Annotated in this window: 18 protein-coding genes; 15 read left to right on the plus strand and 3 right to left on the minus strand. The window is 38.9% G+C overall.

What is annotated here, in order from left to right; genetic code table 11:
• Window positions 1–45 precede the first annotated feature (45 nt).
• Window positions 46–999, minus strand: coding sequence for a UV DNA damage repair endonuclease UvsE (gene uvsE, locus ACFSUL_RS08440; protein ID WP_377934483.1), 954 nt, complete (start codon window positions 997–999; stop codon window positions 46–48).
• A 36-nt stretch (window positions 1,000–1,035) separates the two neighbouring features.
• The gene (gene cls / locus ACFSUL_RS08445) at window positions 1,036–2,235 is read right to left on the minus strand and encodes a cardiolipin synthase (RefSeq protein ID WP_377934485.1); all 1,200 of its coding nucleotides are present in this window, start codon (window positions 2,233–2,235) and stop codon (window positions 1,036–1,038) included.
• A 556-nt stretch (window positions 2,236–2,791) separates the two neighbouring features.
• Between cls and ACFSUL_RS08450 the strand changes: the two genes are divergently transcribed.
• The 10 genes from ACFSUL_RS08450 (at window position 2,792) to ACFSUL_RS08495 (ending at window position 17,906) form a co-directional block, all read left to right on the plus strand.
• The gene (locus ACFSUL_RS08450) at window positions 2,792–4,909 is read left to right on the plus strand and encodes a 4Fe-4S dicluster domain-containing protein (RefSeq protein ID WP_377934487.1); all 2,118 of its coding nucleotides are present in this window, start codon (window positions 2,792–2,794) and stop codon (window positions 4,907–4,909) included.
• A gap of 463 nt (window positions 4,910–5,372) precedes the next feature.
• Window positions 5,373–6,557: an acetyl-CoA C-acetyltransferase gene (locus ACFSUL_RS08455; protein ID WP_377934552.1), complete on the plus strand. Its 1,185-nt coding sequence runs from the start codon at window positions 5,373–5,375 to the stop codon at window positions 6,555–6,557.
• Window positions 6,558–6,964: 407 nt separating this feature from the next.
• Window positions 6,965–7,819: a 3-hydroxybutyryl-CoA dehydrogenase gene (locus tag ACFSUL_RS08460; protein WP_377934489.1), complete on the plus strand. Its 855-nt coding sequence runs from the start codon at window positions 6,965–6,967 to the stop codon at window positions 7,817–7,819.
• Window positions 7,820–7,846: 27 nt separating this feature from the next.
• A complete protein-coding gene (locus ACFSUL_RS08465; protein ID WP_377934491.1) occupies window positions 7,847–8,983 on the plus strand; it encodes an acyl-CoA dehydrogenase in 1,137 nt (378 codons plus the stop codon).
• Window positions 8,984–9,065: 82 nt separating this feature from the next.
• Window positions 9,066–10,205 carry an acyl-CoA dehydrogenase gene (locus ACFSUL_RS08470; protein ID WP_377934493.1) on the plus strand — a complete coding sequence of 380 codons (1,140 nt, stop codon included), beginning with the start codon at window positions 9,066–9,068 and terminating at the stop codon, window positions 10,203–10,205.
• A 181-nt stretch (window positions 10,206–10,386) separates the two neighbouring features.
• A complete protein-coding gene (locus ACFSUL_RS08475; protein ID WP_377934495.1) occupies window positions 10,387–11,040 on the plus strand; it encodes a TetR/AcrR family transcriptional regulator in 654 nt (217 codons plus the stop codon).
• Window positions 11,037–14,303: a fused isobutyryl-CoA mutase/GTPase IcmF gene (icmF, locus tag ACFSUL_RS08480; protein WP_377934497.1), complete on the plus strand. Its 3,267-nt coding sequence runs from the start codon at window positions 11,037–11,039 to the stop codon at window positions 14,301–14,303. The genes ACFSUL_RS08475 and icmF overlap by 4 nt, the downstream gene beginning before the upstream one ends.
• A 762-nt stretch (window positions 14,304–15,065) precedes the next feature.
• Window positions 15,066–15,251, plus strand: a complete 186-nt coding sequence (locus tag ACFSUL_RS08485; protein ID WP_377934499.1) for a hypothetical protein — start codon at window positions 15,066–15,068, stop codon at window positions 15,249–15,251.
• 151 nt (window positions 15,252–15,402) lie between these two features.
• Window positions 15,403–15,945: a DNA-directed RNA polymerase subunit delta gene (rpoE, locus tag ACFSUL_RS08490; protein WP_377934501.1), complete on the plus strand. Its 543-nt coding sequence runs from the start codon at window positions 15,403–15,405 to the stop codon at window positions 15,943–15,945.
• Between the two features lie 353 nt (window positions 15,946–16,298).
• Window positions 16,299–17,906, plus strand: coding sequence for a CTP synthase (locus tag ACFSUL_RS08495; protein ID WP_377934503.1), 1,608 nt, complete (start codon window positions 16,299–16,301; stop codon window positions 17,904–17,906).
• A 700-nt stretch (window positions 17,907–18,606) separates the two neighbouring features.
• Here the strand turns inward: ACFSUL_RS08495 and ACFSUL_RS08500 are convergent.
• Entirely contained in the window at window positions 18,607–19,131 is a 525-nt protein-coding gene (locus tag ACFSUL_RS08500) for a DUF2529 domain-containing protein (protein ID WP_377934505.1), read from the minus strand.
• A 298-nt stretch (window positions 19,132–19,429) separates the two neighbouring features.
• On the opposite strand from ACFSUL_RS08500, the gene ACFSUL_RS08505 reads away from it, so the two are divergent.
• The 5 genes from ACFSUL_RS08505 (at window position 19,430) to glpX (ending at window position 24,498) form a co-directional block, all read left to right on the plus strand.
• Window positions 19,430–19,786 (plus strand): response regulator, encoded by a 357-nt coding sequence (locus tag ACFSUL_RS08505; protein ID WP_071410497.1) that lies wholly within the window; start codon window positions 19,430–19,432, stop codon window positions 19,784–19,786.
• A gap of 395 nt (window positions 19,787–20,181) precedes the next feature.
• Entirely contained in the window at window positions 20,182–21,039 is an 858-nt protein-coding gene (gene fdaB / locus ACFSUL_RS08510) for a class IIb fructose-bisphosphate aldolase FdaB (protein WP_071410498.1), read from the plus strand.
• Between the two features lie 136 nt (window positions 21,040–21,175).
• Window positions 21,176–21,823, plus strand: a complete 648-nt coding sequence (gene fsa, locus ACFSUL_RS08515; protein ID WP_377934508.1) for a fructose-6-phosphate aldolase — start codon at window positions 21,176–21,178, stop codon at window positions 21,821–21,823.
• A gap of 274 nt (window positions 21,824–22,097) precedes the next feature.
• Window positions 22,098–23,384 (plus strand): UDP-N-acetylglucosamine 1-carboxyvinyltransferase, encoded by a 1,287-nt coding sequence (locus tag ACFSUL_RS08520; protein WP_377934510.1) that lies wholly within the window; start codon window positions 22,098–22,100, stop codon window positions 23,382–23,384.
• A 151-nt stretch (window positions 23,385–23,535) separates the two neighbouring features.
• A complete protein-coding gene (gene glpX / locus ACFSUL_RS08525) occupies window positions 23,536–24,498 on the plus strand; it encodes a class II fructose-bisphosphatase (RefSeq protein WP_377934512.1) in 963 nt (320 codons plus the stop codon).
• Window positions 24,499–25,333: the final 835 nt, after the last annotated feature.

The raw sequence follows: 25,333 nt of genomic DNA on the forward strand, positions 1-25,333 counted from the left end.
GGGACGGACCTCTTTTGTTTCTAGTTTATATTTTCTTCTAGTTATTCACCATTCAATCGTTCCCCCACTGATTCGCTTTACACCTCTAATTTTTGAAAGGTCATTGATAAGTTGAAGCATAGCAAGGTCTTTTGTTTTTGCCTCTACCATGAAGTCAACGTCAACATTTAATTTTTTCAAGCTTTTAAATAAAGGTTCAATAAATGCAGGGTCTACATAATCAGCATGAGCCCGAAATGCTTTTTCCGATTTAGGTGACGACACATGAATCTTTGGAGGCATATCACGTCTCTCCCAAGTTTGGAAGATAGCTTCTAAATAATGTTCAATAGGTTCAGAACTTAAATTTGCCTTATGATGGTGTATGTCCAGAACCATCGGAATATCTTCCTTTTGACAAGCCTTCAATGTCTCTTCAACATTGTATGTTTTGTCGTCATTTTCTAACGTCATAATTTTTTTAATAGGAGACGGAAGGACTTTAATATTTTCATGAAATCTTTTTAATGTTTTTTCTTTATCACCATAGCTACCGCCAATATGAATATTGATAACAGCTTCCTCTTCAAGCCCCATATATTCAAGCATTTTATAATGATATTGCATATTTTCTACAGCATTCTCCGTTACATTGTTCTTTGGACTAGTAAACAGAGTAAATTGGTTGGGATGAAAGCTTGCTCTGATACCAAACTTTCGGATCAATTCTCCTAACTCCTTCCACTCTTGTTTAAAAGGAGAATAGAAGTCCCATTTCACATCAGGATGTGTCGCTAACGGAACGAGGGAGCTTGATAACCGATGAACTTCAACTTCGTGAGCGGCCAGTAAGTAAATAATTCTTTTCGTATGCTGAAGGTTTAGTCCTGTCACTTCTATTAATTTATCCAGTCTTTCACCTTCTGGAAGCTCTGTAAAACGTTTGAATGTTAGTGTCTTTGATGGGCTTGCGTCCCAAAGGCTAAGTGAGTTGGCGACAAACCCTATCCGAACTTTCACAAAACCCCTCCTTTAGGTCATGTAAGGTTTTACAATCTAAAGAAGAGTGGAAATACTCCCTGCCACGGCTTCTTTTACTCGTGTAAAAAAAGATACCGAGTTCAGTTTCTCAATTGTTAACCTTTCTGACCCGCTAATATCTTTGGCAATCTCTATCTTTACTTTTTTAATGAATTGTTGATCGTATAAAAAATTATTTAGTTCCAAATTTAGTTCAAAGCTTCTTTTATCAAAATTAGCTGTCCCAATATCACAAAAATCATTATCAATCATCATTACTTTTGCGTGATAAAAGCCTTCCATATATTGATAGATGTTCGCACCGTAAACTAATAATTTTCTAAAGTAAGGAAAGGAAGCTTCTTTTACAAGCATGTGATCGGATTTGTTTGGAACGATAATTGTTACAGTAACCCCTCTTTTTAAAGCTAGAATTAACGAATTCATTACCTTTTCTGTTGGAATAAAATAAGGGGTCCCAATGGTAATGCTAGTTTTAGCATCTTCAATATATCGAGAAAATATTTCTTCAATACGGATGCCTTCTGTCGGGAAGATTTGATGAGTTACGGTTCCTTTCTCAAGCACTGGAAAGTATTTCGCCTCATCGGAAAGATCTTTATTTGTTGCTCGAAACCAGTCTAATAAAAATTCCTTTTGAAGGTCTTGGACACCTTCTCCGTCCAAACGCAGATGATAATCACGCCATGGAGAAAGCTTAGGGTCTTCATCAATATATTCTCTACCCACATTGTAACCGCCCAAGTAACCTATTTTGCCATCGATAGTAGAGATTTTTCGGTGATTACGTTGCTGAAAGGTAAAGAAAAAATAAGGCGCCTTTACCTTTTGGGAAAAAGCAATATCTACTCCGCCATCTCGAAGCATTGTTATATGCTGTTTCTTCACTTTAGTGCTTCCGATTTGATCAAGCAATAAACGAACTTCCACTCCATCCTGTGCCTTTTGAATTAAAAGATCCATAAACTCCCGGCTGAAATGATCGTCACTTAAAATAAAAAACAATACGTGTACAGATTCTTTTGCGGTTTTTATATCCTCGCATAAATGATTAAAAAGATCTGGACCATGTGTTAATAAAATTATATTACTAAAACGTTTAGGATAAACACGTTTATGTCTCGTTTTACGGAATTCTCTTCTTCCAAGATAAAAATCAATCATACACCATGCAATCAGTAGGACAAGTAAAGCAAGGACGATAAAAAACCACATAAAATCACTCTCTCGTATTCAACATAATCAGAATAGTTTTTTCTCATTGGTATCCAGTTCTAGTGGCTAGCCCTGTAGTCTTTTAACAGGGCATTTGCTAATTATTTTGCGTTTGATGTTTCCATTTTGTTCGACTAGTGTGTTAGTCATCCCTTTTAGAAATAGTGGGGGACAGCCCCCTTTGCTCTTTCGATGGGTTAACTCTGACCAAGCCGCTTCCACTTTTCTTAGTATGTCCCATTTTTATATCAACTTTTCATCAATGAATTTTTTCTTAGTGTTACACGAGGGTGGAGAAATAATAGCTTTCTAAATAAATTACATAGTTTTAAAACAAAAAATATGGTTTACCCCATTGACTGAATGCTCATTCACTATATAATAGATATATATGAAACATTCAGAAAATTATTTTGGTTTTTAAAAGTCCAAATAGTGTAGAGAAACAAACATGTTTAAAGCAGAAGAGGAATGTTTTTAATCCTTAGCTGTTTTCGACTATTAACAAAGGGTATTGGGGAATTTTCATGAACTACAGAGGGGAGAGGGTCAACAAATGAATGTGTTACTTATTATCAACTGGATTGCGTTCATTCTTGTAACCGTTTACGCGATAAGCTTATTCGTGTATGTAGTGAAGACAAGGATGGAGTATATCAAGCTTGGAAAAAAGGTAGAGTTTGATAATGATGTAAAAGCAAGACTGCAGAAAATTATGGTCAATGTTTTCGGACAAAAGAAATTATTAAAAGACAAGAAAAGTGGTTCTATTCATGTCATGTTCTTTTATGGGTTTCTTCTCGTTCAATTTGGAGCCATTGATTTTATATGGAAAGGGCTAGCTCCTGAGGGGCATTTGCCGCTTGGGCCGCTTTATCCAGGGTTCACCTTTTTCCAAGAGATTGTAACATTAGTCATTTTAGTTGCAGTATTATGGGCATTTCATCGTCGCTATGTCGAGAAGCTTGTTCGACTGAAAAGAGGATTTAAATCCGGACTAGTTCTTATCTTTATTGGTGGATTAATGTTATCCGTTCTTGTCGGTAATGGAATGAGCTTGATCTGGCATGGGGAAGAACTTACATGGACAGAACCGGTTGCTTCACTTATTGGCGGGGGCTTAAGTTTTATTGGGGAAACAGCATCCGTCGTTATTTTCTATGTTGCATGGTGGATACATTTGTTATTCCTACTAGGCTTCCTTGTTTACGTACCTCAGTCAAAACATGCTCACTTGATTGCGGGGCCTGCGAATGTTTATTTCAACCGTCTTGATAATCCAGGAAAATTAAAACCAATTGATTTCGAAGATGAGTCTGCTGAAACATTTGGTGTAGGAAAAATAGAAGAGTTCGATCAACTACAAATGATTGACTTTTACGCTTGTGTGGAATGTGGTCGTTGTACAAACATGTGTCCTGCGACAGGAACAGGTAAAATGCTTTCACCAATGGATTTAATTGTGAAACTTCGCGATCACTTAACAAATCATGGTGCTGCAGTAACATCCAAGAAGCCTTGGGTGCCGACATTTGCTTTTGATAAAACAAAGGGCAACCAAATTGCAATGGCAGGTATTACTTCCGGGGCAGAGGAAGCAGCTGCAACAGCTCAATACAGCCCAAGCTTAATTGGTGACGTTATTACAGAAGAAGAAATATGGGCTTGTACTACATGCCGTAACTGTGAAGATCAATGTCCAGTAATGAACGAGCATGTAGACAAAATCATTGATCTTCGTCGTTACTTAGTACTGACAGAAGGAAAAATGGATCCAGATGCACAGCGCGCAATGCAAAACATCGAGCGTCAAGGGAATCCTTGGGGACTAAACCGTAAAGAACGTGAAAACTGGCGCGATGCACGTGAGGATGTTCATATTCCTACTGTAAAAGAAATGAAAAAAGCTGGCGAAGAGTTCGACTATCTATTCTGGGTAGGATCAATGGGAAGTTTCGATAATCGAAGCCAAAAAATTGCTTTATCATTTGCAAAACTATTAAACGAGGCCGGCGTTAAATTCGCTATCCTTGGTAATAAAGAAAAGAACTCTGGTGACACACCACGTCGTCTTGGAAATGAATTTTTATTCCAAGAACTTGCGACGCAAAATATCGCAGAGTTTGAAAAGCATGATGTGAAGAAAATTATCACGATTGATCCACATGCATATAATATTTTCAAAAATGAATATCCAGATTTCGGGTTGGAGGCAGAAGTTTACCACCATACAGAGCTTTTAGCACAGCTTGTAGCAGAAGGTAAGTTGAAACCGCAATATGCAGTAAATGAAACAATCACATTCCATGATTCTTGCTATTTAGGAAGATATAACGAAGTGTACGATCCGCCACGTGAGATCTTGAAAGCAATTCCAGGCGTTCAATTAAACGAAATGGAACGTAATCGTGAAAAAGGTATGTGTTGTGGTGCAGGTGGGGGCTTAATGTGGACGGAAGAGGATACAGGTCACCGTATAAACGTAGCACGTACTGAACAAGCATTGGCTGTTAGTCCTTCTGTCATAAGCTCTGGCTGTCCTTATTGCCTAACAATGCTATCAGATGGTACTAAAGCGAAAGAAGTGGAAGATAATGTATCAACACTAGATGTCGCTGAGTTACTAGAAAAATCAGTGTGTGGAGACAATCAAGACCAATCGCAAGCGTCATAATAGAAAAATGGGAGCGGTTTATAAAGCGTTGACCCATAGAAAAGGCAAAGAGGTCTGTCCCCCACACTATATTGCCAAAAGGGACGACTAACATACTAGTCGAACAAAATGGCAACATTAGCAAGGGGCTGACACCGAAAAGTAAAACGAAAATTAATGTGAGGGAGTGAATGAATCAACAATCAAATTATGATAGTTCACTCCCTTTTGTTATAGCAAAATAATGATTAATTATAAAATTTAAAATTTTTATAAAAATCAATTTCATTATTTGCGGATTTACCTTACAATATAAATATAAGCAGGGACATATATTGTCCCTTTTTTCTCGGAATGGTATTGAGCGAACGCTCAGTCAACTAATTAGTAAGAAAGAGTTTTATCTTAGCTAATAGCTCAAATGAAAACGCATACAAAAGGAAGCTTTGAACGACGCAGTTTTTTAAAAAGGAGAGGGATCATGATGGGGAAAACGGTTATTTTAGATGGGGCAAGAACACCTTTCGGGAAACTAGGTGGTGGCTTAAGCAGTCTAACTGCTTCTCAATTAGGCGGAATTGTTGTGAAAGAAGCACTTTCAAGAGCGGAAGTAACACCTGAACAGGTGGAAGAGGTTATCTTAGGAACGGTTTTACAAGGAGGGCAAGGGCAAATTCCATCCCGACAAGCAGCCCGTCATGCAGGTTTACCGTGGGAAGTCAAAACGGAAACAATTAATAAGGTGTGTGCTTCTGGAATGAGAAGTGTAACGCTTGGTGATCAAATCATTCGTGCTGGAGATGAAGAAGTGATTGTTGCGGGTGGGATGGAATCGATGTCAAATGCACCTTATTTACTACCAAAAGCACGTTGGGGACTCCGAATGGGTGATTCACAAGTGAAAGATCTCATGGTTCATGATGGTCTAACATGTACGTTTAAAGGCGTACATATGGGTACTTACGGAAATGAAACGGCGAAAGAATTTGAACTTAGTAGAGAAGAGCAAGATCGTTTTGCGCTTAGAAGTCATGAAAAAGCAGTAAAAGCAATGGAAGATGGAACATTGGCAGAGGAAATCGTAGCGGTTGAGGTTCCACAGCGTAAAGGGGATCCGCTAGTAGTGGATCGAGATGAAGCACCACGTAAAGATACAGCTTATGAAAGATTATCGGCATTAAAGCCTGTTTTCGGATCAGACGGAACGATTACAGCTGGTAACGCTCCAGGAGTAAATGACGGGGCAGCGGCAATGGTGCTTATGAGTGAAGAGAGAGCAACCAAAGAAGGGAAAAAGCCACTTGCTTACATTCTCGGTCATGCTGAAATTGCTATGGAGGCAAAGGACTTTCCACAGACACCCGGGCTTGTAATTAATGAACTTCTAAAGAAAACAGGTAAATCATTAGAAGAAATTGATTTATTTGAAATAAACGAAGCATTTGCAGCAGTAGCATTAACAAGTGGTAAAATTGCTGGTTTAGACCTAGAAAAAGTGAACGTCAATGGCGGAGCAGTCGCCTTAGGACATCCAATTGGTGCAAGCGGTGCAAGAATCATTTTAACACTTGCTTATGAATTAAAACGCCGCGGTGGTGGAATCGGAATCGCTTCTATATGTAGTGGCGGTGGCCAAGGTGATGCGGTGATGATTGAAGTGCCGAAATAACCTTTAAATAGGATCACTTACACACCCATTCAGGAGGCAAAGTAGTCAGTAGACGTTAAGTATGTTGCGGTGTCAGTCCCAAAGTACAAAGAATTCTCCTAGCGGAGGGAGTAAATCATTTGCCTTTTTGAATAGCTAATTTCGTAAAGTTTGTTGCTTTTTAACGGAAAACAACGGGCTGAATTTATAAGTAAAAACAACACTATATGGGAAAAGAACAGATAAGGGGACAGACACCGTCTGCATATTACGAAGATCTGCTTTGTTTGGGTGTTTCTTATTAGTCCTCGTCCGCATGGAAACAGGACGACTCGCGCTTCCACCCAAGGCACAACGGGGACTGCCCCCGCAAAGTAATTGGCAGATACCATGTTAAAAAGATAATAAAAAACAAAGGGGAGATACATATGCAAATAAACAAAGTAATGGTCATTGGAGCAGGACAGATGGGGTCAGGTATTGCCCAAGTCTGTGCTCAAGCTGGTTATGATGTTTTACTAAATGATTTAAAAGAAGAATTGGTAGAAAAGGGATTAGCTGGTATTACGAAAAATTTAACTCGTTCTGTTACTAAAGGACGAATGACTGATGAAGAAAAACAAAACGTTCTAGGAAGACTGACAGCAACAACGAACATTCAAGATGCACAGAACGTTGATATCGTCATTGAAGCTGCTGTAGAAAACATGGATATAAAAACAAAAATCTTCACCCAATTGGATGAAATTACACCAGAGCATACGATTTTAGCAACGAACACTTCTTCACTTCCAATTACAGAAATTGCCGCTGCAACAAAGCGCCCGGAAAAAGTAATTGGAATGCATTTTATGAACCCTGTTCCAGTGATGAAACTTGTAGAAATCATTCGTGGCTTAGCGACAGCGGATGAAGTATATAAGGCCATCGAGGATATGACAAAGACACTTAATAAAGTACCAGTAGAAGTAGAAGATTTTCCAGGATTTGTGGCAAACCGCATCCTAATGCCGATGATTAATGAGGCGGTCTATACATTGTATGAAGGGGTATCAAGCAAAGAAGAGATAGACGAAGTGATGAAACTCGGCATGAACCATCCAATGGGACCTCTGACGCTTGCTGATTTTATTGGGTTAGACACTTGCTTATACATTATGGAAACACTCCATGAAGGATTTGGAGACGATAAATATCGTCCTTGTCCACTACTTAGAAAATACGTGAAGGCAGGCTGGTTAGGGAAGAAAACGGGCAGAGGTTTTTACACATACGAAGCGTAAGTTTTTAGCAACAAGGGGGAGACAGTCATGGAATTAACATTCACAGAAGAACAAAAGATGATGAGAAAAATGGTACGTGATTTTGCTCAAACGGAAATTGCCCCATTCGTAGAAAAAATGGAGGAAGGGCAATTCCCGCGCGAGATATTGAAGAAAATGGCAGAGTTAGGGTTGATGGGGATTACGATGCCGGAGAAATACGGTGGCTCGGGAATGGATTTTACTTCCTATATTATTGCGATTAATGAGCTATCAAAAGTAAGTGCAACCGTAGGAGTTATTCTTTCTGTTCATACGTCTGTCGGAACAAATCCAATTCTTTATTTCGGAACAGAGGAGCAAAAGCAAAAATATATTCCGAAATTGGCTTCTGGAGAATATTTAGGTGCATTTTGTCTAACGGAGCCAAGTGCAGGTTCTGATGCAAGAAGCATCAAAACAAAAGCGGTCAAACAAGGGGATCATTATGTATTAAATGGGTCAAAAGTGTTCATTACCAATGGAGGCGAAGCAGATACGTATATTGTTTTTGCTTCGACTGATCCATCTAAATGTAGGCAAGGGATATCCGCCTTTATTGTTGAAAAAGATACTCCGGGCTTAGTTATCGGAAAAGATGAACATAAAATGGGGCTCAATGGTTCGAGAACAGTGCAGCTCACATTTGAAGATATGAAAATACCAACTGAAAATCTCCTAGGTGAAGAAGGAGAAGGATACAACATTGCGATGGCTAATCTTGAGGTTGGGCGTATTGGTATTGGTGCACAAGCATTAGGAATAGCTGAAGCGGCCTTTGAATATGCAACAAATTATGCTAAAGAACGGGAGCAATTTGGAAAACCAATTGCAGCCCAACAAGGAATTGGATTCAAATTAGCAGACATGGCAACGAGCGTCGAAGCGTCGAAACTATTAGTCTATCGGGCTGCTAATTTAAGAACAGCTAGTATTCCTTGTGGGAAGGAAGCGTCGATGGCAAAGCTTTTTGCTTCCAAAACGGCTGTTGAGGTAACAACAGAAGCTATCCAAGTATACGGGGGTTATGGATATACAAAAGAATATCCAGTGGAAAGACTGTTTAGAGATGCAAAAGTGACAGAAATTTATGAAGGGACAAGTGAAATTCAACGAATCGTCATTGGAAGGCACCTGACAAAATAATGTATAGTCCCGATAAATGATCTGAAAAAAGGTCCATAAACGAAAAAACAATCCCAAATTACTATAAGATGGAGGAATAAAAATGAATTTTCAATTATCAGAAGAGCATGAAATGATTAGAAAAATGGTACGTGATTTTGCAAAAAATGAAGTAGAGCCTACTGCTGCTGCGAGAGATGAAGAAGAGCATTTTGATATGGACATTTTCAAAAAGATGGCGGAACTAGGATTAACAGGGATTCCATGGCCAGAAGAGTACGGTGGAATTGGCAGTGATTATTTAGCTTATTGTATCGCAGTAGAGGAGCTTTCACGTGTGGATGCATCGATAGGAGTAACATTATCTGCACATACTTCCTTAGCAGGTTGGCCTGTTTATAAGTTTGGTACGGAAGAACAAAAACAAAAGTATTTAAAACCAATGGCACAAGGGGAAAAAATTGGTGCCTATGGTTTAACAGAACCTGGCTCAGGGTCTGATGCTGGTGGAATGAAAACGACTGCTCGCTTAGAAGGCGACCATTATGTTTTAAATGGATCTAAAATCTTTATTACAAATGGTGGAATTGCGGATATTTATGTCGTGTTTGCTTTAACAGATCCAGCTGACCGCAAACGTGGAACTAGTGCATTTATTGTGGAGAAGGATTTTCCTGGATTCTCTGTTGGGAAGAAAGAAAAGAAATTAGGAATCCGTTCTTCTCCAACAACGGAAATTATTTTTGAAGAGTGTAAAGTTCCGAAAGAAAACTTACTTGGAAATGTAGGAGACGGCTTCAAAGTGGCGATGATGACATTAGATGGCGGTCGTAATGGAATTGCCGCTCAAGCAGTCGGCATTGCTCAAGGTGCGTTGGATGCATCAATTGAGTATGCAAAAGAGCGCGAACAGTTCGGTAAGCCGATTGTTGCCAATCAAGGAATTGCTTTCAAAATTGCTGATATGGCAACAGCTGTGGAAGCTTCTCGCCTATTAACCTATCAAGCTGCATGGCTTGAATCGAATGATCTTCCATATGGAAAAGAATCTGCTATGTCTAAGTTAATGGCTGGAGATACAGCGATGAAAGTTACGACGGAAGCAGTTCAAGTTTTCGGTGGTTATGGATATACAAAGGACTATCCTGTTGAACGCTTTATGCGTGATGCAAAAATCACGCAAATTTATGAGGGTACACAGGAAATTCAAAGATTAGTTATTTCGCGAATGGTGACAAAATAAAGATTCCGATGTTGACGTAGTGTGCTGTCTTATTGGGGGATAGGGCAGCAAGCTTTTCGGATGGGAGAAAAAAGGTAGGGAGAAATATTATTTAAACTCTATTTTTTCTAGGGATTTAGAGAAGAAGATATCAATTGCAGTATTATCAGCAATTGAGTAGAAATAAAGGCGGTCGGTTGTTTTGGATGAAAAACGAGAAGTTCATGCTTCTGTAAAGGATGAGCGGCTAGTAGAGAAACGTCGAAATGAAATGATTCGTGGTGCAGTCACTTTATTTAAACAAAAGGGGTTTCACCGGACGACAACAAGAGAGATCGCCAAAGCCGCTGGGTTTAGTATTGGGACACTTTATGAATATATTCGAACAAAGGAAGACATTCTCTATCTCGTCTGTGACAGTATTTACGATGAGGTTCGTCTCGAGTTAGAGGACATGGATTTGGAAAGGGGTACGCTAGAAAGCTTGACACTCGGAGTTGCTCACTATTTTCAAGTAATGGACAGAATGCAGGATGAGGTTCTTGTTATGTATCAAGAGGCAAAATCATTATCGAAAGATGCATTGCCATATGTATTGAAAAAAGAGTTCGAGATGGTGGCGATGTTCGAAAAACTGATACAACGCTATGTTGAAAATCGTGAGCACCAGTTTCAAGAAAGCCAAATCCATTTATTAGCACAAAATATTTTTGTCCAAGGACAAATGTGGGGATTTCGTCGTTGGGCATTGCAAAAAAAATATTCAATAAAGGAATATACGAAACTACAAACAGAGTTGCTTTTAGAAGGAATTAGAGGGTTTGAAAATAGTGCGAGAACAGGGGGAGACAGATGAGTAAGGTTGAAATTTATAAACCAAAGCACCATGTTCGTTTTGTTACAGCTTCTAGTTTATTTGATGGGCATGATGCTTCTATTAATATTATGCGAAGAATTATTCAAGCAAGTGGCTCCGAAGTCATTCACTTAGGACATAATCGTTCTGTTGAAGAGGTTGTCAATGCTGCCATTCATGAAGATGTGCAAGGAATAGCGATTTCATCTTACCAAGGCGGGCACGTAGAGTATTTTAAATATATGGTAGATTTATTAAAAGAAAAGGGTGCTCCACATATTCGTGTTTATGGCGGTGGTGGCGGGGTTATTATTCCTCGTGAAATAAAAGAACTCCATGATTATGGTGTTGCGAGAATCTTTTCACCAGAAGACGGAAGAGAGTATGGACTGCAAGGCATGATTAATAGAATGATTGAAGAATGTGATTTTCCTACTGTTGACGCAAATATTACACAGCAGGTTAGTCAACTTGCAAACGGGGATGTAAACTCTATCTCCAAGTTAATTTCACTTGCCGAATACCAAATTGGTGCCGGAGAGGAAGTTGCTGCAACGGCACAATCCGTATTTTCTGAGATTAAAAGCATCACAAAGAAAGTGCCGGTTCTAGGGATTACAGGAACCGGGGGAGCTGGAAAAAGTTCCTTAACGGATGAGCTAATTCGCCGATTTTTAAATGAACTTCCGGATAAAAAGATTGCTATTCTCTCGATTGACCCGACAAAGCAGAAAACGGGCGGAGCTTTACTAGGAGATCGTATCCGTATGAATGCAATATTTAATCAGCGCGTTTATATGCGAAGCTTGGCAACACGCGGCTCTAAATCAGAGTTATCTTTAGCGATTAAAGATGCTATTAATGTAGTGAAAGCTGCCGGTTTTGATTTAGTTGTAGTCGAGACGAGCGGAATTGGGCAGGGGGATGCGGAAATTGCAGAAATATGTGATTTGTCGATGTACGTGATGACAAGCGAATTTGGAGCACCTTCCCAGCTTGAAAAAATTGATATGATTGATTTTGCTGATTTGATAGTAATAAACAAATTTGAACGAAAAGGTTCAGAAGATGCAAGACGTCAAGTGCAGAAGCAGTATCAACGAAGCCATCTTTTATTTGATAAAGATTTAAGTGAAATGCCGGTGTATGGAACGATTGCCAGCCAATTTAATGACCCCGGTACCAATGCATTATTTGCGGCATTAGTGGAGGTAATCAACGAAAAAATGAAATTTTCTTGGAAAACGAGCTTCTCTACTGACGTGGATGTAGAGAAACAAAATGTCATTATTCCAAATGAGCGTCGCTACTATTTAAGAGAAATTACCGAAACGGTTCGCAACTACCATAAAAGAGCAGAGGAACAAGTGGAGCTTGCACGTAGATTGTTTCAGTTAGAAGGCGCAATCCAAGCAGTAGAAGAAAAAGAAACAAACGCTACTGTATTAACATCACTTCAGACATTAAAAGATGAAGTGGAAGAGAAACTAACTCTGGAATCCAAGAAAATTCTTGCTAACTGGGAAGAACGAAAAGAAATTTATAGCAAAGACCAATATGTAACAAAAATTCGTGATAAAGAGATTGTAACAGACTTAAAGACAAAGAGTTTATCTGGATTAGACATACCAAAAGTGGCTCTACCTAAATACAAAGATTACGGTGAAATTTTAAAATGGGTATATAGAGAAAATGTGCCGGGTGAGTTCCCTTACACAGCAGGAGTTTTTCCATTCAAACGAAAAGGAGAAGATCCAAAGCGTCAGTTTGCTGGAGAAGGAACACCAGAAAGAACGAATCGTCGTTTCCACTACTTGTCAAAAGATGATGATGCGAAACGTTTAAGTACAGCATTTGACTCCGTTACCCTTTACGGGGAAGATCCAGATCACCGCCCTGATATATACGGAAAAGTTGGAGAGAGCGGTGTAAGCATTTGTACACTTGAAGACATGAAGAAGCTGTACGCAGGCTTTGACCTTTGTCACCCTTCTACATCGGTTTCAATGACGATTAACGGACCGGCACCAATTATTCTTGCTATGTATATGAACACGGCAATTGATCAACAAGTGAAAATCAAAGAAGAAGAACTAGGCAGAGTTCTTACTGTCGAGGAATATACCGAAGTAAAAGAAAAAACAATGCAAGTTGTCCGCGGTACTGTTCAAGCCGATATTTTAAAAGAGGACCAAGGACAAAATACATGTATTTTCTCAACGGAGTTTGCTTTAAGGTTAATGGGAGATATTCAACAATATTTCATTGACCATAAAGTTCGTAACTACTATTCTGTTTCTATTTCGGGTTATCATATTGCAGAAGCAGGGGCAAATCCAATTTCCCAGCTAGCATTTACATTGGCGAATGGATTCACCTATGTAGAGTATTATTTGAGCCGCGGTATGGATATTGATGCATTTGCACCGAACCTTTCCTTCTTCTTCTCTAACGGACTAGATCCGGAATACACCGTAATTGGTCGTGTGGCAAGAAGAATTTGGTCTACTGTTATGAGAGATAAATATGGTGCGAACGAGCGAAGCCAGAAGTTAAAATATCATATCCAAACATCTGGTCGTTCCCTTCATGCTCAAGAGATTGACTTTAATGATATTCGCACAACGCTTCAAGCATTGATGGCACTTCAAGATAACTGTAATTCCCTTCACACAAATGCTTATGACGAAGCGATTACAACACCAACAGAAGAATCTGTTCGAAGAGCAATGGCAATTCAAATGATTATTACAAAAGAACATGGATTGGCAAAAAACGAAAACCCATTACAAGGATCGTTTATTATTGATGAATTAACTGATTTAGTCGAAGAAGCAGTGCTTGCAGAATTTGATCGTATTAATGACCGCGGTGGTGTATTAGGTGCAATGGAAACACAGTACCAACGTGGAAAGATTCAGGAAGAGTCGATGTATTACGAAATGAAAAAGCATTCTGGTGAACTTCCAATCATTGGGGTGAACACCTATTTAAATCCAAACCCACCATCAGAAGATGATATGAATAATATGGAACTAGCGAGAGCGACAAAAGAAGAAAAAGAAACACAAATTAATAACCTAAGAGGCTTCCAAAAGGATAACGAAGATAAAATAGATACTGCTATTCAAAAGTTAAAAGAAACGGCAATCAATGGTGGAAATATTTTTGAAGAATTAATGGAGACGGTGAAAGTAGCTAGTCTTGGACAAATTACAAACGCCCTTTATGAAGTAGGGGGACAATACCGACGTAATATGTAAGGAAATAACACCGGAACAAGGATTGACTTAGTTAAACTGTCAATCCTTGTTGTACTTTCACCTAGTAATTGCCAATTCCATCGTAGTATCAGTCCGAGTTAACAAGGAAGTCGGTAATGCGGAGAATGTAAATTTTTGAAATAAGGATGCTTCCGTAAACATTGTTGCTATTTATTTGAGTATAAAAGGCGCTGTTTAACTTAGTGTTGATGCATGATTGTAAGGGAATCCGCTCCCTTGCCCAGAAACAACAAACTTTACGAAAACAGCCTTAAATAAAAAAGGGAACAGACCTCGTCTGCACCTTATAGGGAGAGTATTCATACCATTCCGCAAGGAAAAGAGTGTGTAGATGAGTCCACAACCCTTCTAAACATCCCTTCAAATCACAAAATTATTCATATTTTTGATGTTAAAAGACCTATCTGTTAGGATATAATTGGAAAGGATGACTGCGTAAACAGGTTTTAAAAAGAAAAAAGCTGTCAATCCTTACTAAGTGAATAGGAACCGCATTTAAACACATAGTTGATATATTAACAAATACATAATACAGTTTAACATGAACTTAATATTATAAAGGTTGTCTTTCCTTTATAATAGTGATTAGAAAGGTGTAAGCGGGTCATTCAGCCCAGACAAGCATAAGCCGAGCATTCCGGAAAGGTGCTTTTTGTCTTTTGAGACGATTGGCTTATGACCTCGAAGGACTAGACGCTGAACCAGACAAGAAATAGGACAAAAAGCACGGGATGTGAAACTGTGAAGACAATTTTACGCTATGCATTTTTTATTGTCATTATTTATATTGCTTTCTTTTTATATCAGAAACAACTAGGAGCAATCCCTTTTTTACTTCTGTCACTTTATCTCTTTTACGAGTCATTTCGTGAATATAAAAATGGGATAGACGAGAATGGGAGTTTCAGTGGAGGAAAAACTCCCTAGAGAAAAAAGGAAAAAAAATAAAAGAAAATAGAGATAAATCTAGCATAAAGAAGCCATATTTGTTTATAATGAATATTATGTTTTAATATTGATAATGGAGAAGTTTTGCCCTTTTTACTCTAGTTACTAGAGTGTGAAATAGAGAAAGGAAGTGCGTATTTTGAGTCTTAAACAGTTTTCAAAAGAAGAGCTTCATCAAATGTCTTTTATTGAAGTTGCTCACGATCTATTAGCGGAAAAAAAGTCAGTATTATCTTTCCAAGAATTACTAGATGAAATTACAAAATTGCTTGATGTTTCCGAAAGTGAAGCTCGCGGACGTATGGTTCAATTTTATACAGATTTAAATATTGATGGTCGTTTTATTACTTTAGGAGATAACCGCTGGGGATTGAGAGAATGGTATCCAGTTGACCAAATTGAAGAAGAAACCGTTCCGACGATGAAAACGAAAAAGAAAAAGACAAAGACGAAAAAAGCTGCTAAGGAAGAAGACTTAGAGCTAGACGAATTTGAAGATTTAGATGACGAAGAACTAGATTATGATGATCTAGATGATGTAGAGGAAGAAGATCTTTCAGATGATGACGAGGAAGATCTAGATGATGATTTTGACGACGATGAGGAAGATCTCGATCTTGATGATGAACTGGATGATGAAGACGAAGACCTCGATGATGAGGATGAAAAATAACAATCATTACAAGTAGGTATATGTGGAAATCTAACCCAATAAATCTTTTCTTGACTTCTTGTTTTAAGGAAGGTAGTATTTTATTTGGGCTCTTTAAAAGAAATTTATTTATGTATATAACGCTCCCCTTACTTCGGTAAGTGGGGCGTTTTTTATGTTTTCTATCCCCTTACATCAACTACTTATACTTATTAATAAGAGGCTGTCTTTAATAATCCCGGGTAACTTCTACTTTATCTTGTTTATAGTATGGTCTGTGCCTTCTTTGAACAAGATAAAATCGTGTGCTTGGAATGAATTAGACACCCTCTACTTTTTTTAGAACTACTATCTCAAAAGGGGGACTTTTAAAAATGACAAAATATATTTTTGTAACAGGTGGAGTTGTTTCATCACTAGGAAAAGGAATTATTGCAGCATCTTTAGGGAGATTATTGAAAAACCGTGGATTAAAAGTAACTATTCAAAAGTTTGATCCATACATCAACGTTGACCCAGGTACAATGAGTCCCTATCAACATGGAGAGGTATTCGTTACAGATGACGGCGCTGAGACAGACTTAGATTTAGGTCACTATGAGCGATTCGTTGATATCAACTTAACGAAATACAGTAGTCTCTCAACAGGTAAAATTTACTCTACTGTTCTAAAAAAAGAGCGTCGTGGAGACTATCTAGGCGGAACTGTACAAGTCATTCCGCATATTACAAATGAAATTAAAGAGCGCGTTTTCCGTGCGGGACGTGAGACAAATGCTGATATAGTCATCACAGAAATTGGCGGAACGGTTGGGGATATTGAATCACTTCCATTCCTAGAAGCAATTCGTCAAATAAAGAGTGATGTTGGCCGCGAAAATGTTATGTATATCCATTCTACGCTTGTTCCTTATCTTAAAGCAGCTGGCGAGATGAAAACAAAACCTACACAACATAGTGTAAAAGAACTTCGTAGCCTTGGTATTCAGCCAAACGTCATTGTTGTTCGTACAGAAATGCCGATGACACGAGATATGAAGGATAAAATTGCCTTATTTTGTGATATTGATGAAAATGCAGTTATTGAATCAATAGATGCAGATACATTATATGCTGTTCCTATTGCTCTGCAGGATCAAAAATTAGATGAAATTACATGTAAACATTTAAAATTAGACTGTCAAGAGGCAGAGATGACAGAGTGGAATGAGTTATTAAACAAAGTTCGCAATCTTTCCCGTACAACAAAGATTGCGCTTGTCGGAAAATATGTAGAGCTTCAAGATGCGTATATTTCTGTTGTTGAAGCACTACGACATGCCGGCTATCATTTTGATAGTGATATAGAAGTTAAATGGTTGAACTCAGAGCATATTAACGCTGAAAATGTCAACGAAGTACTAAATGATGCTGATGGTATTCTCGTACCAGGAGGCTTTGGTGACAGAGGGGTAGAAGGAAAGATCCTTGCAACACAATATGCACGTGAAAATAAAATTCCTTTCCTAGGTATTTGTCTAGGCATGCAGCTTGCTTCTGTGGAATATGCTCGTAATGTACTTGGTTTAGAAGGTGCTCATTCTGCAGAATTGTTCCCAGAAACTCCTTATCCGGTAATTGATTTACTGCCTGAGCAAAAGGATATAGAAGATTTAGGTGGAACTCTTCGTCTAGGATTGTATCCTTGTAAGCTAACTCCAGGAACAAAAGCGTATGATGCATATGCTGAGGAAGTTGTTTATGAGCGTCACCGTCATCGTTATGAGTTTAACAATCAGTACCGTGAACAAATGGAAGAGGCAGGATTCATTTTCTCAGGAACTAGTCCTGATGGTCGTCTGGTAGAAATTATTGAACTTAGCGACCACCCATGGTTCGTAGCACCTCAATTCCATCCAGAATTCATATCACGCCCAACACGCCCACAACCGCTATTCAGAGGCTTTATTGAAGCATCATTAGCGTATGGGGAAAATAAATAGTACAAAAAACACCCGCTGCGGGTGTTTTTTTGTACTTCATGGACACTCGTTTTGTGCACAACGGGGTCTGTCCCCCATCCTGTTGGAAAAAGGGATGACATACACACTCCTCCAACAAAGTGGCTAGGTACGTAGGGGACTGACCCCGCAGGGTAATTGGCTGATGCTTAGTCAGAAAGTTAGAGATATCCCTCATTGCGTTTTAAACCTGGGGATTGCAAGCTACTTGCGGTGTCAGTCCCCATCTACAAAAAAATCCGTTTTGCAGTGGAAAGTAAGTCATCTACTTTTTAAATAGAAAAGGGGACAGACCCCGTCTGCATTTGATGAAGATCTGCTTTGTATGGGTGTTTCTTTTTGGTCTTCATCTGCATGAAAATAGAATGGTGTCCCACCCCCTTCTAGGAGGCAAAGGGGTCTGTCCCCCATCCTGTTACAAAAAGGGATGACCTACACACTCCTCCAATAAAGTGGCTAGGTACGCAGGGGACTGACCCCGCAGGGTAATTGGCAAACACTTTGTCCAAAAGAAGACAGACCCCGTTTCAATCTAGTAACTGCTAGTTACATCGCGGTGTCAGTCCCCATCTACAAAGAAATTCGTTTTGCGGTGGAAAGTAAGTCATCTGCTTTTTAAATAGAAAAGAAGACAGACCCCGTCTGCGTTTTATAGAGGTCTGCTTTGTATGGGTGTTTCTTTTTAGTCGTTATATTCTACTAACATTTCATCCAATGTGAACTTCAGTAAAAAGTAAAGGTATAGCCCCGCCATGCTAGACGGAAATCCGGTTCTTTCTCCAAGCTCTTCACCTGGGAGCATCCCTTTTACGAGTTTCGTGTCAAGGTGGATATCTGATAGCTCGGCAAGGCTTTCTTCGCCTTTTACTAGACCGGAGATAGCAACGAAGGGAATTCCTTTATTTTGAAGTTGTTTGGCTAATTGGACTGCTTCTTTGTCGTTTGAAAGTCGGGAAACAATGAGAACGCGATCTGCTTCTGTGATTGTTGCGACGTCTTCAAGACTTTTAGCATAAACAAGCGGTTCTGCTCCGTAAATGGCTTCTAGTGTAATAGCATCCATTTCTTCAAAGCCTTTCAGATAGATAGTACCTTCGCCTACTGCTGCTTGAGCTAACAGCCGTGCTCCATCCTCGATTTCAAACTCTTGTTTTTCGTATATTCTATTGAAAAGTCCTGAAATTTGAGTGGTGAACATTTTTAACATAATTAACCTCCTTGAAAAGCAAAAAAATAGTTTCGACATTTCTCTCATCACCCATTATTATAAAAGGGAAAAAGTATTAGAGCAAAATATGTAGAAAAAGAAGGGATTTCTTAGCAAAATATAGAAGTATAAATTTGGAATCTTTTTCTCGTACTTTTGTCCCGCATTACCGGTCAGTAATTATCCTACCTTAAGTTTTAGAGAAATAGAGAAGTATAAGCAAGGGGGATGAGGGGATCTTCTACTGCCTGAAATTATTATATATCTTTCATAAAAATACAGGGGAAGTGGTGGTAACATGGAGGAAAAAATACTAATAGTAGATGATCAGTTTGGTATCCGTATATTATTAAATGAAGTATTACAAAAAGAAGGCTATCAAACGTTTCAAGCAGCGAATGGTATCCAGGCACTTGAAATAGTTGACAAGCATTCCCCAGACTTAGTTTTGCTAGATATGAAGATTCCTGGGATGGACGGAATTGAAATTTTAAAAAGAATGAAGGAAAAGGATTTAGACATACGTGTTATCATTATGACGGCTTATGGAGAATTGGATATGATTCAAGAAGCAAAAGATTTAGGAGCACTAACTCATTTTGCTAAACCATTTGACATTGATGATATTCGTCAAGCTGTTAAACAATACATATAGAAAAGCGGAAGCGGCTTGAACAGCTCGTGAAGAAAAAAGGGATTAGCCTCAAAAGGCGCTGTTTGCCTTTAGAGGGTAATCATCTTTTTCACAGAGAGCTAGCCGCAGAAGCTGGACAACCAGAAAATTGGTATTTTTTGAATATAAAAAAAAGTAGTACTTTTTGATTGGCAACGCTGTCAGTTTTGTAAATTAATTTCTGTTTTGGTATGATACAGATGGAAATAAAAACAATGTCTAAGGGTGATAGTATAAAACCCACCATTTCATGTAAATGGTTCACTGACTGATAGTAAAAGCGTAGGCAACTTTCTTCGGATAACAAGTACATAGAGAGAGATACTGTTGCTAGTTACTTTAAAGAGGTTGCTTAGCTACAAAAAGGAGGAAAAATCATGCCTTTAGTTTCTATGAAAGACATGCTAATCAAAGCAAAAGAAAATAGTTATGCAGTAGGACAATTCAACCTAAACAACCTTGAGTTCACTCAAGCGATTCTTCAAGCAGCAGAAGAGGAAAAATCTCCTGTTATTCTTGGTGTTTCTGAAGGTGCAGCTCGTTACATGAGTGGCTTCAAAACAGTAGTAAAAATGGTAGAAGGTCTTATGGAAGATTTAAATATTACTGTACCAGTAGCAATTCACTTAGACCATGGTTCTAGTTTCGACAAATGTAAAGAAGCAATCGATGCTGGTTTCACTTCAGTAATGATTGATGCTTCTCACGATCCTTTTGAAAAAAATATTGAAATTACATCTAAAGTAGTAGAGTATGCTCATGCAAAAGGTGTTTCTGTGGAAGCAGAACTTGGAACAGTTGGTGGACAAGAAGATGATGTAGTAGCTGATGGTGTAATCTATGCAGACCCTAAAGAATGCCAAGAGCTTGTAGAGCGTACTGGTATTGATACACTTGCTCCTGCACTTGGTTCTGTTCATGGTCCTTACAAAGGTGAACCAAACCTAGGATTCAAAGAAATGGAAGAAATTGGTGCAGCCACTGGGTTACCATTAGTTCTTCACGGTGGAACTGGAATTCCAACAAAAGACATCCAAAAAGCAGTTTCTTATGGAACAGCAAAAATTAACGTTAATACAGAAAACCAAATTGCTTCTGCGAAAAGAGTACGCGAAGTACTTGCAGCAGATTCTGAAGTATATGATCCACGTAAATACATGGGACCTGCTCGTGAAGCAATTAAAGAAACAGTTATCGGTAAAATGCGCGAATTTGGTTCTTCAAACAAAGCGTAACGATAAGCAAGGTATCTCAAATAAAATTTGAATGGTTGGGACTGGCACTAAGAAAGGTGAATATTACCTTATGGGTCAGTCCCTTCCGTGTATTTAATCTGTTTGAAAATTTTGTCGAATGATGGGAGAGGTTTTTATGAAATTTTTTATAGATACAGCAAACATGGACGAAATTAAAGAAGCGTATAACTGGGGAGTAATTTCTGGAGTAACGACTAACCCTTCTCTTGTTGCCAAAGAAGGAAATGTCTCGTTTGAAGAACGTTTAAAGGAAATCACGGAACTTGTACCTGGTTCTGTAAGTGCAGAAGTTATCGCAACAGATGCAGAGGGAATGATTAAAGAAGGAAGAGTGCTAGCTCAAATTGCGCCTAATATTACAATTAAAGTACCGATGACACCGGATGGGCTTACAGCAGTTTCTACTTTTGCCAAGGAAGGCATCAAAACAAATGTGACACTAGTATTTAGTGCCAACCAAGCATTACTTGCTGCCCGTGCTGGTGCAACATATGTTTCTCCTTTTCTAGGAAGACTTGATGATATTGGGCACGATGGACTCGAACTTATTTCTAAAATTGCAGAAATCTTTGCTATTCATGGACTAGAAACGGAGATTATTGCAGCATCTACTCGCCATCCACAGCATATTACAGAAGCTGCATTAAGAGGTGCGCATATCGCAACGGTACCTATGAAAGTATTAAAACAACTCTTTAAACATCCGCTTACAGATAAAGGAATTGAAGCATTTTTAAATGACTGGAACAGTCGTGAATCATAATCCTATTTACCATTAAATTATTAGCGGGGGAGAGCCTCCCCTGCTTAAATAAATTCCTTTACTTATTGTTGATGCTAGATTATTAGCAATGCAAAAGCTCTAAATTATAAAAAAATTGACTATACTATACATGTTTTGCAGAAATATGTCTAAACTAGTAGACAATACTTCGTAGATCGTCTTCATTTGGAAAAATAACCCTTTTAAGCTAGCTTCGAACGAAATCTGCACAAACACACTAAAAATCATCAGTGAAAAGTGGAAGGAGTCTAAAATGGAAAAGCTTAAAATTGCAGGAGGCTATCCACTAAAAGGAAACATTAAAGTCAGCGGAGCAAAAAATAGTGCTGTAGCCTTGATTCCGGCAACCATTCTTGCCGACTCTCCCGTAACAATTGAAGGATTGCCAAATATTTCAGATGTAGAAACGTTAAAAGATTTACTCGAAGAAATAGGTGGAACCGTTCGTTTTGATGAGGGGAAAATGGAAGTAGACCCTAGTAAAATGATCTCAATGCCTCTCCCAAATGGAAAAGTAAAAAGATTACGTGCTTCCTATTATTTAATGGGAGCAATGCTTGGCCGATTTAAAAAGGCTGCTATTGGTTTACCAGGCGGCTGCCATCTTGGTCCTCGTCCGATTGACCAGCACATAAAAGGTTTCGAAGCATTGGGAGCAGAAGTGACAAATGAACAAGGAGCGATTTACCTTCGTGCCGATGAACTTCGCGGTGCGCGCATCTACCTTGACGTAGTGAGCGTAGGAGCGACAATTAATATTATGCTTGCGGCTGTTAGAGCAAAAGGTAAAACAATAATTGAAAATGCTGCAAAGGAACCAGAAATTATTGATGTTGCTACTTTATTAAGTAATATGGGTGCGAAGATCAAAGGTGCTGGCACAGACGTCATTCGAATTGAAGGAGTGGACGAGCTTCACGGCTGCCGTCATACTATTATCCCTGATCGTATTGAAGCGGGAACGTTTATGATTTTAGGGGCAGCTGTTGGAAAAGGTGTACTAATAGATAACGTTATTCCGTTGCATATGGAATCGCTTATCGCTAAGTTGCGAGAAATGGGTGTACCGATTGAAGCAAATGAAGAGCAGGTTTTTATTGGAGAAGCAAAAGATTTAAATGCAGTCGATATTAAAACGCTCGTTTATCCAGGATTCCCAACGGATCTTCAACAACCATTCACTTCTTTGCTAACTCGTGCAAAGGGTTCCGCTATTGTAACAGATACAATTTATTCAGCGCGTTTCAAGCATATTGATGAGCTGAGACGAATGAATGCAAATATTAAGGTGGAGGGACGTTCTGCTATTGTAAACGGACCTGTGCAGCTTCAAGGAGCGAAAGTAAAGGCGAGTGATTTACGTGCTGGTGCTGCCCTTGTAATTGCAGGATTAATGGCTGAAGGAGTTACAGAAGTTACAGGATTAGAGCATATCGATAGAGGCTACAGTGGCTTAGTGGAAAAGCTCGAAGGTCTAGGCGCAACAATTTGGCGCGAAAAAATGTCTGTAGAAGAAATGGAACAGATGAAAAATTCATAAGATAATAAAATGATCATTATGCCCATTTTTAGCTGTCTTTTCCGAAAAATTATCCCTTATCCTTATCCAATGTGTTACAATATATAAATAATTGTGTTATACCATTTATGTGTTTTAAAAGGACAAAGGACTTTAGGGAGGCAGAAACTAAATGGAAAGAAGCTTATCGATGGAACTTATTCGTGTAACAGAAGGTGCTGCTCTTGCATCTGCACGTTGGATGGGAAGAGGGAAAAAAGATGAAGCAGACGATGCAGCAACCTCTGCTATGCGTGACGTGTTTGATACAGTCCCGATGAAAGGAACCGTTGTCATCGGGGAAGGGGAAATGGATGAAGCCCCAATGCTTTATATTGGTGAAAAGCTTGGTACAGGCTACGGACCTCGTGTAGACGTAGCGGTAGATCCGCTAGAAGGAACGAATATCGTTGCTTCGGGCGGTTGGAATGCCCTAGCTGTTTTAGCTATAGCCGATCATGGAAACTTGCTTCATGCACCTGATATGTATATGGATAAAATTGCTGTCGGGCCGGAAGCGGTAGGAAAAATAGATATTAATGCATCTGTTATAGATAATTTAAAAGCTGTAGCAAAAGCCAAAAACAAAGATATAGAAGATGTTGTTGCAACTGTACTAAATAGAGAAAGACATGAGCATATCATTCAGCAATTGCGTGAAGCGGGAGCAAGAATCAAGCTGATTAATGATGGTGATGTTGCTGGAGCGATTAACACTGCTTTTGACCATACAGGAGTAGATATTCTTTTTGGTTCAGGTGGAGCACCTGAAGGAGTACTTGCCGCTGTTGCATTGAAATGTCTTGGCGGCGAGATTCAAGGAAAGCTATTACCGCAAAATGATGCAGAATATCAGCGTTGTTTAGGAATGGGGTTAGACGTAGAAAAAGTATTTCTTATGGAAGATTTAGTGTGTGGTGATGATGCCATTTTTGCTGCAACGGGTGTAACAGATGGTGAACTGTTAAGAGGCGTACAGCTAAAAGGTAGCTATGGTTTAACGCATTCCGTTGTAATGAGAGCGAAATCAGGTACGGTAAGATTCATTGACGGCAGACATAGCCTTCAAAAGAAACCGAACCTTGTTATTAAATAAGGTTGTTTTTGTAAAGAGTTTTGCTTTTTAGTAGAAACCTAAGTTGGACCTACTAAGTGGAGTGGGAGACCCCGAAGGCGAAGCCGATGTCTAGTTACAGCAGTCAGTTCGCTGTGAAAAAGATGCTTTCTCCCCAAAGGCAAAAAGCACCTTTGGGGAGAAATCCCTATTTTTTCCGCGAGCTGCTTTCGCTTTTCTTTTGTTTAGCTACAGCGGGCTGGACAAGCCGCTTCTACTTCTCCAGGAGGCTAGTGCCCGTAGTGGAAATTGACGGGCAAAATTCATAAGGAAAAACAACAATTTGTGAGAAACGAGCCTTAAATAAAAACAAAAACACAAAGGGAGATACAATCTCCAAAGATAGAAGATAGTAATAGGCGGAGGCGTACCCTACGTTGTTTTCCGCCCCAATTATTTCTATCTCTTTATTCTTCTAATTTGACAATCTACGGTCAATATTCAAACTTACCTCTTTTTTTATGTTCAATGATTGATTCTTTTATAAAAATGTGGTTAAAATAGATAAGGTTTTTCTTTCTTCAACATTATTTTCTATATTTTAATGCTTCTATATATTTCTCTTGAATTATAAGCTAGTTGTTTGTGGACAAGTGTCTTTATAAGAATTGTCCATTACTTTTATCCTTTTTGTCTAGCTACAGCGTCTAGCTCGCTGTGAAAAAGATGCTTTCTCCCTAAAGGCAAAAAGCGCCTTCTGGGAGAAATCCCTATTTTCTTCGCGAGCTGATCAAGCCGCTTTCGCTTTTCGTGTAACCCCCTGCCATATAAATCCTTATTAAGAAGAAAGCCAAATAAATATGGTAGAACAAATCAA

Origin of the sequence: Bacillus seohaeanensis (genome assembly GCF_042684945.1) — a bacterium.
Lineage (GTDB): Bacteria > Bacillota > Bacilli > Bacillales > Bacillaceae_B > Rossellomorea > Rossellomorea seohaeanensis.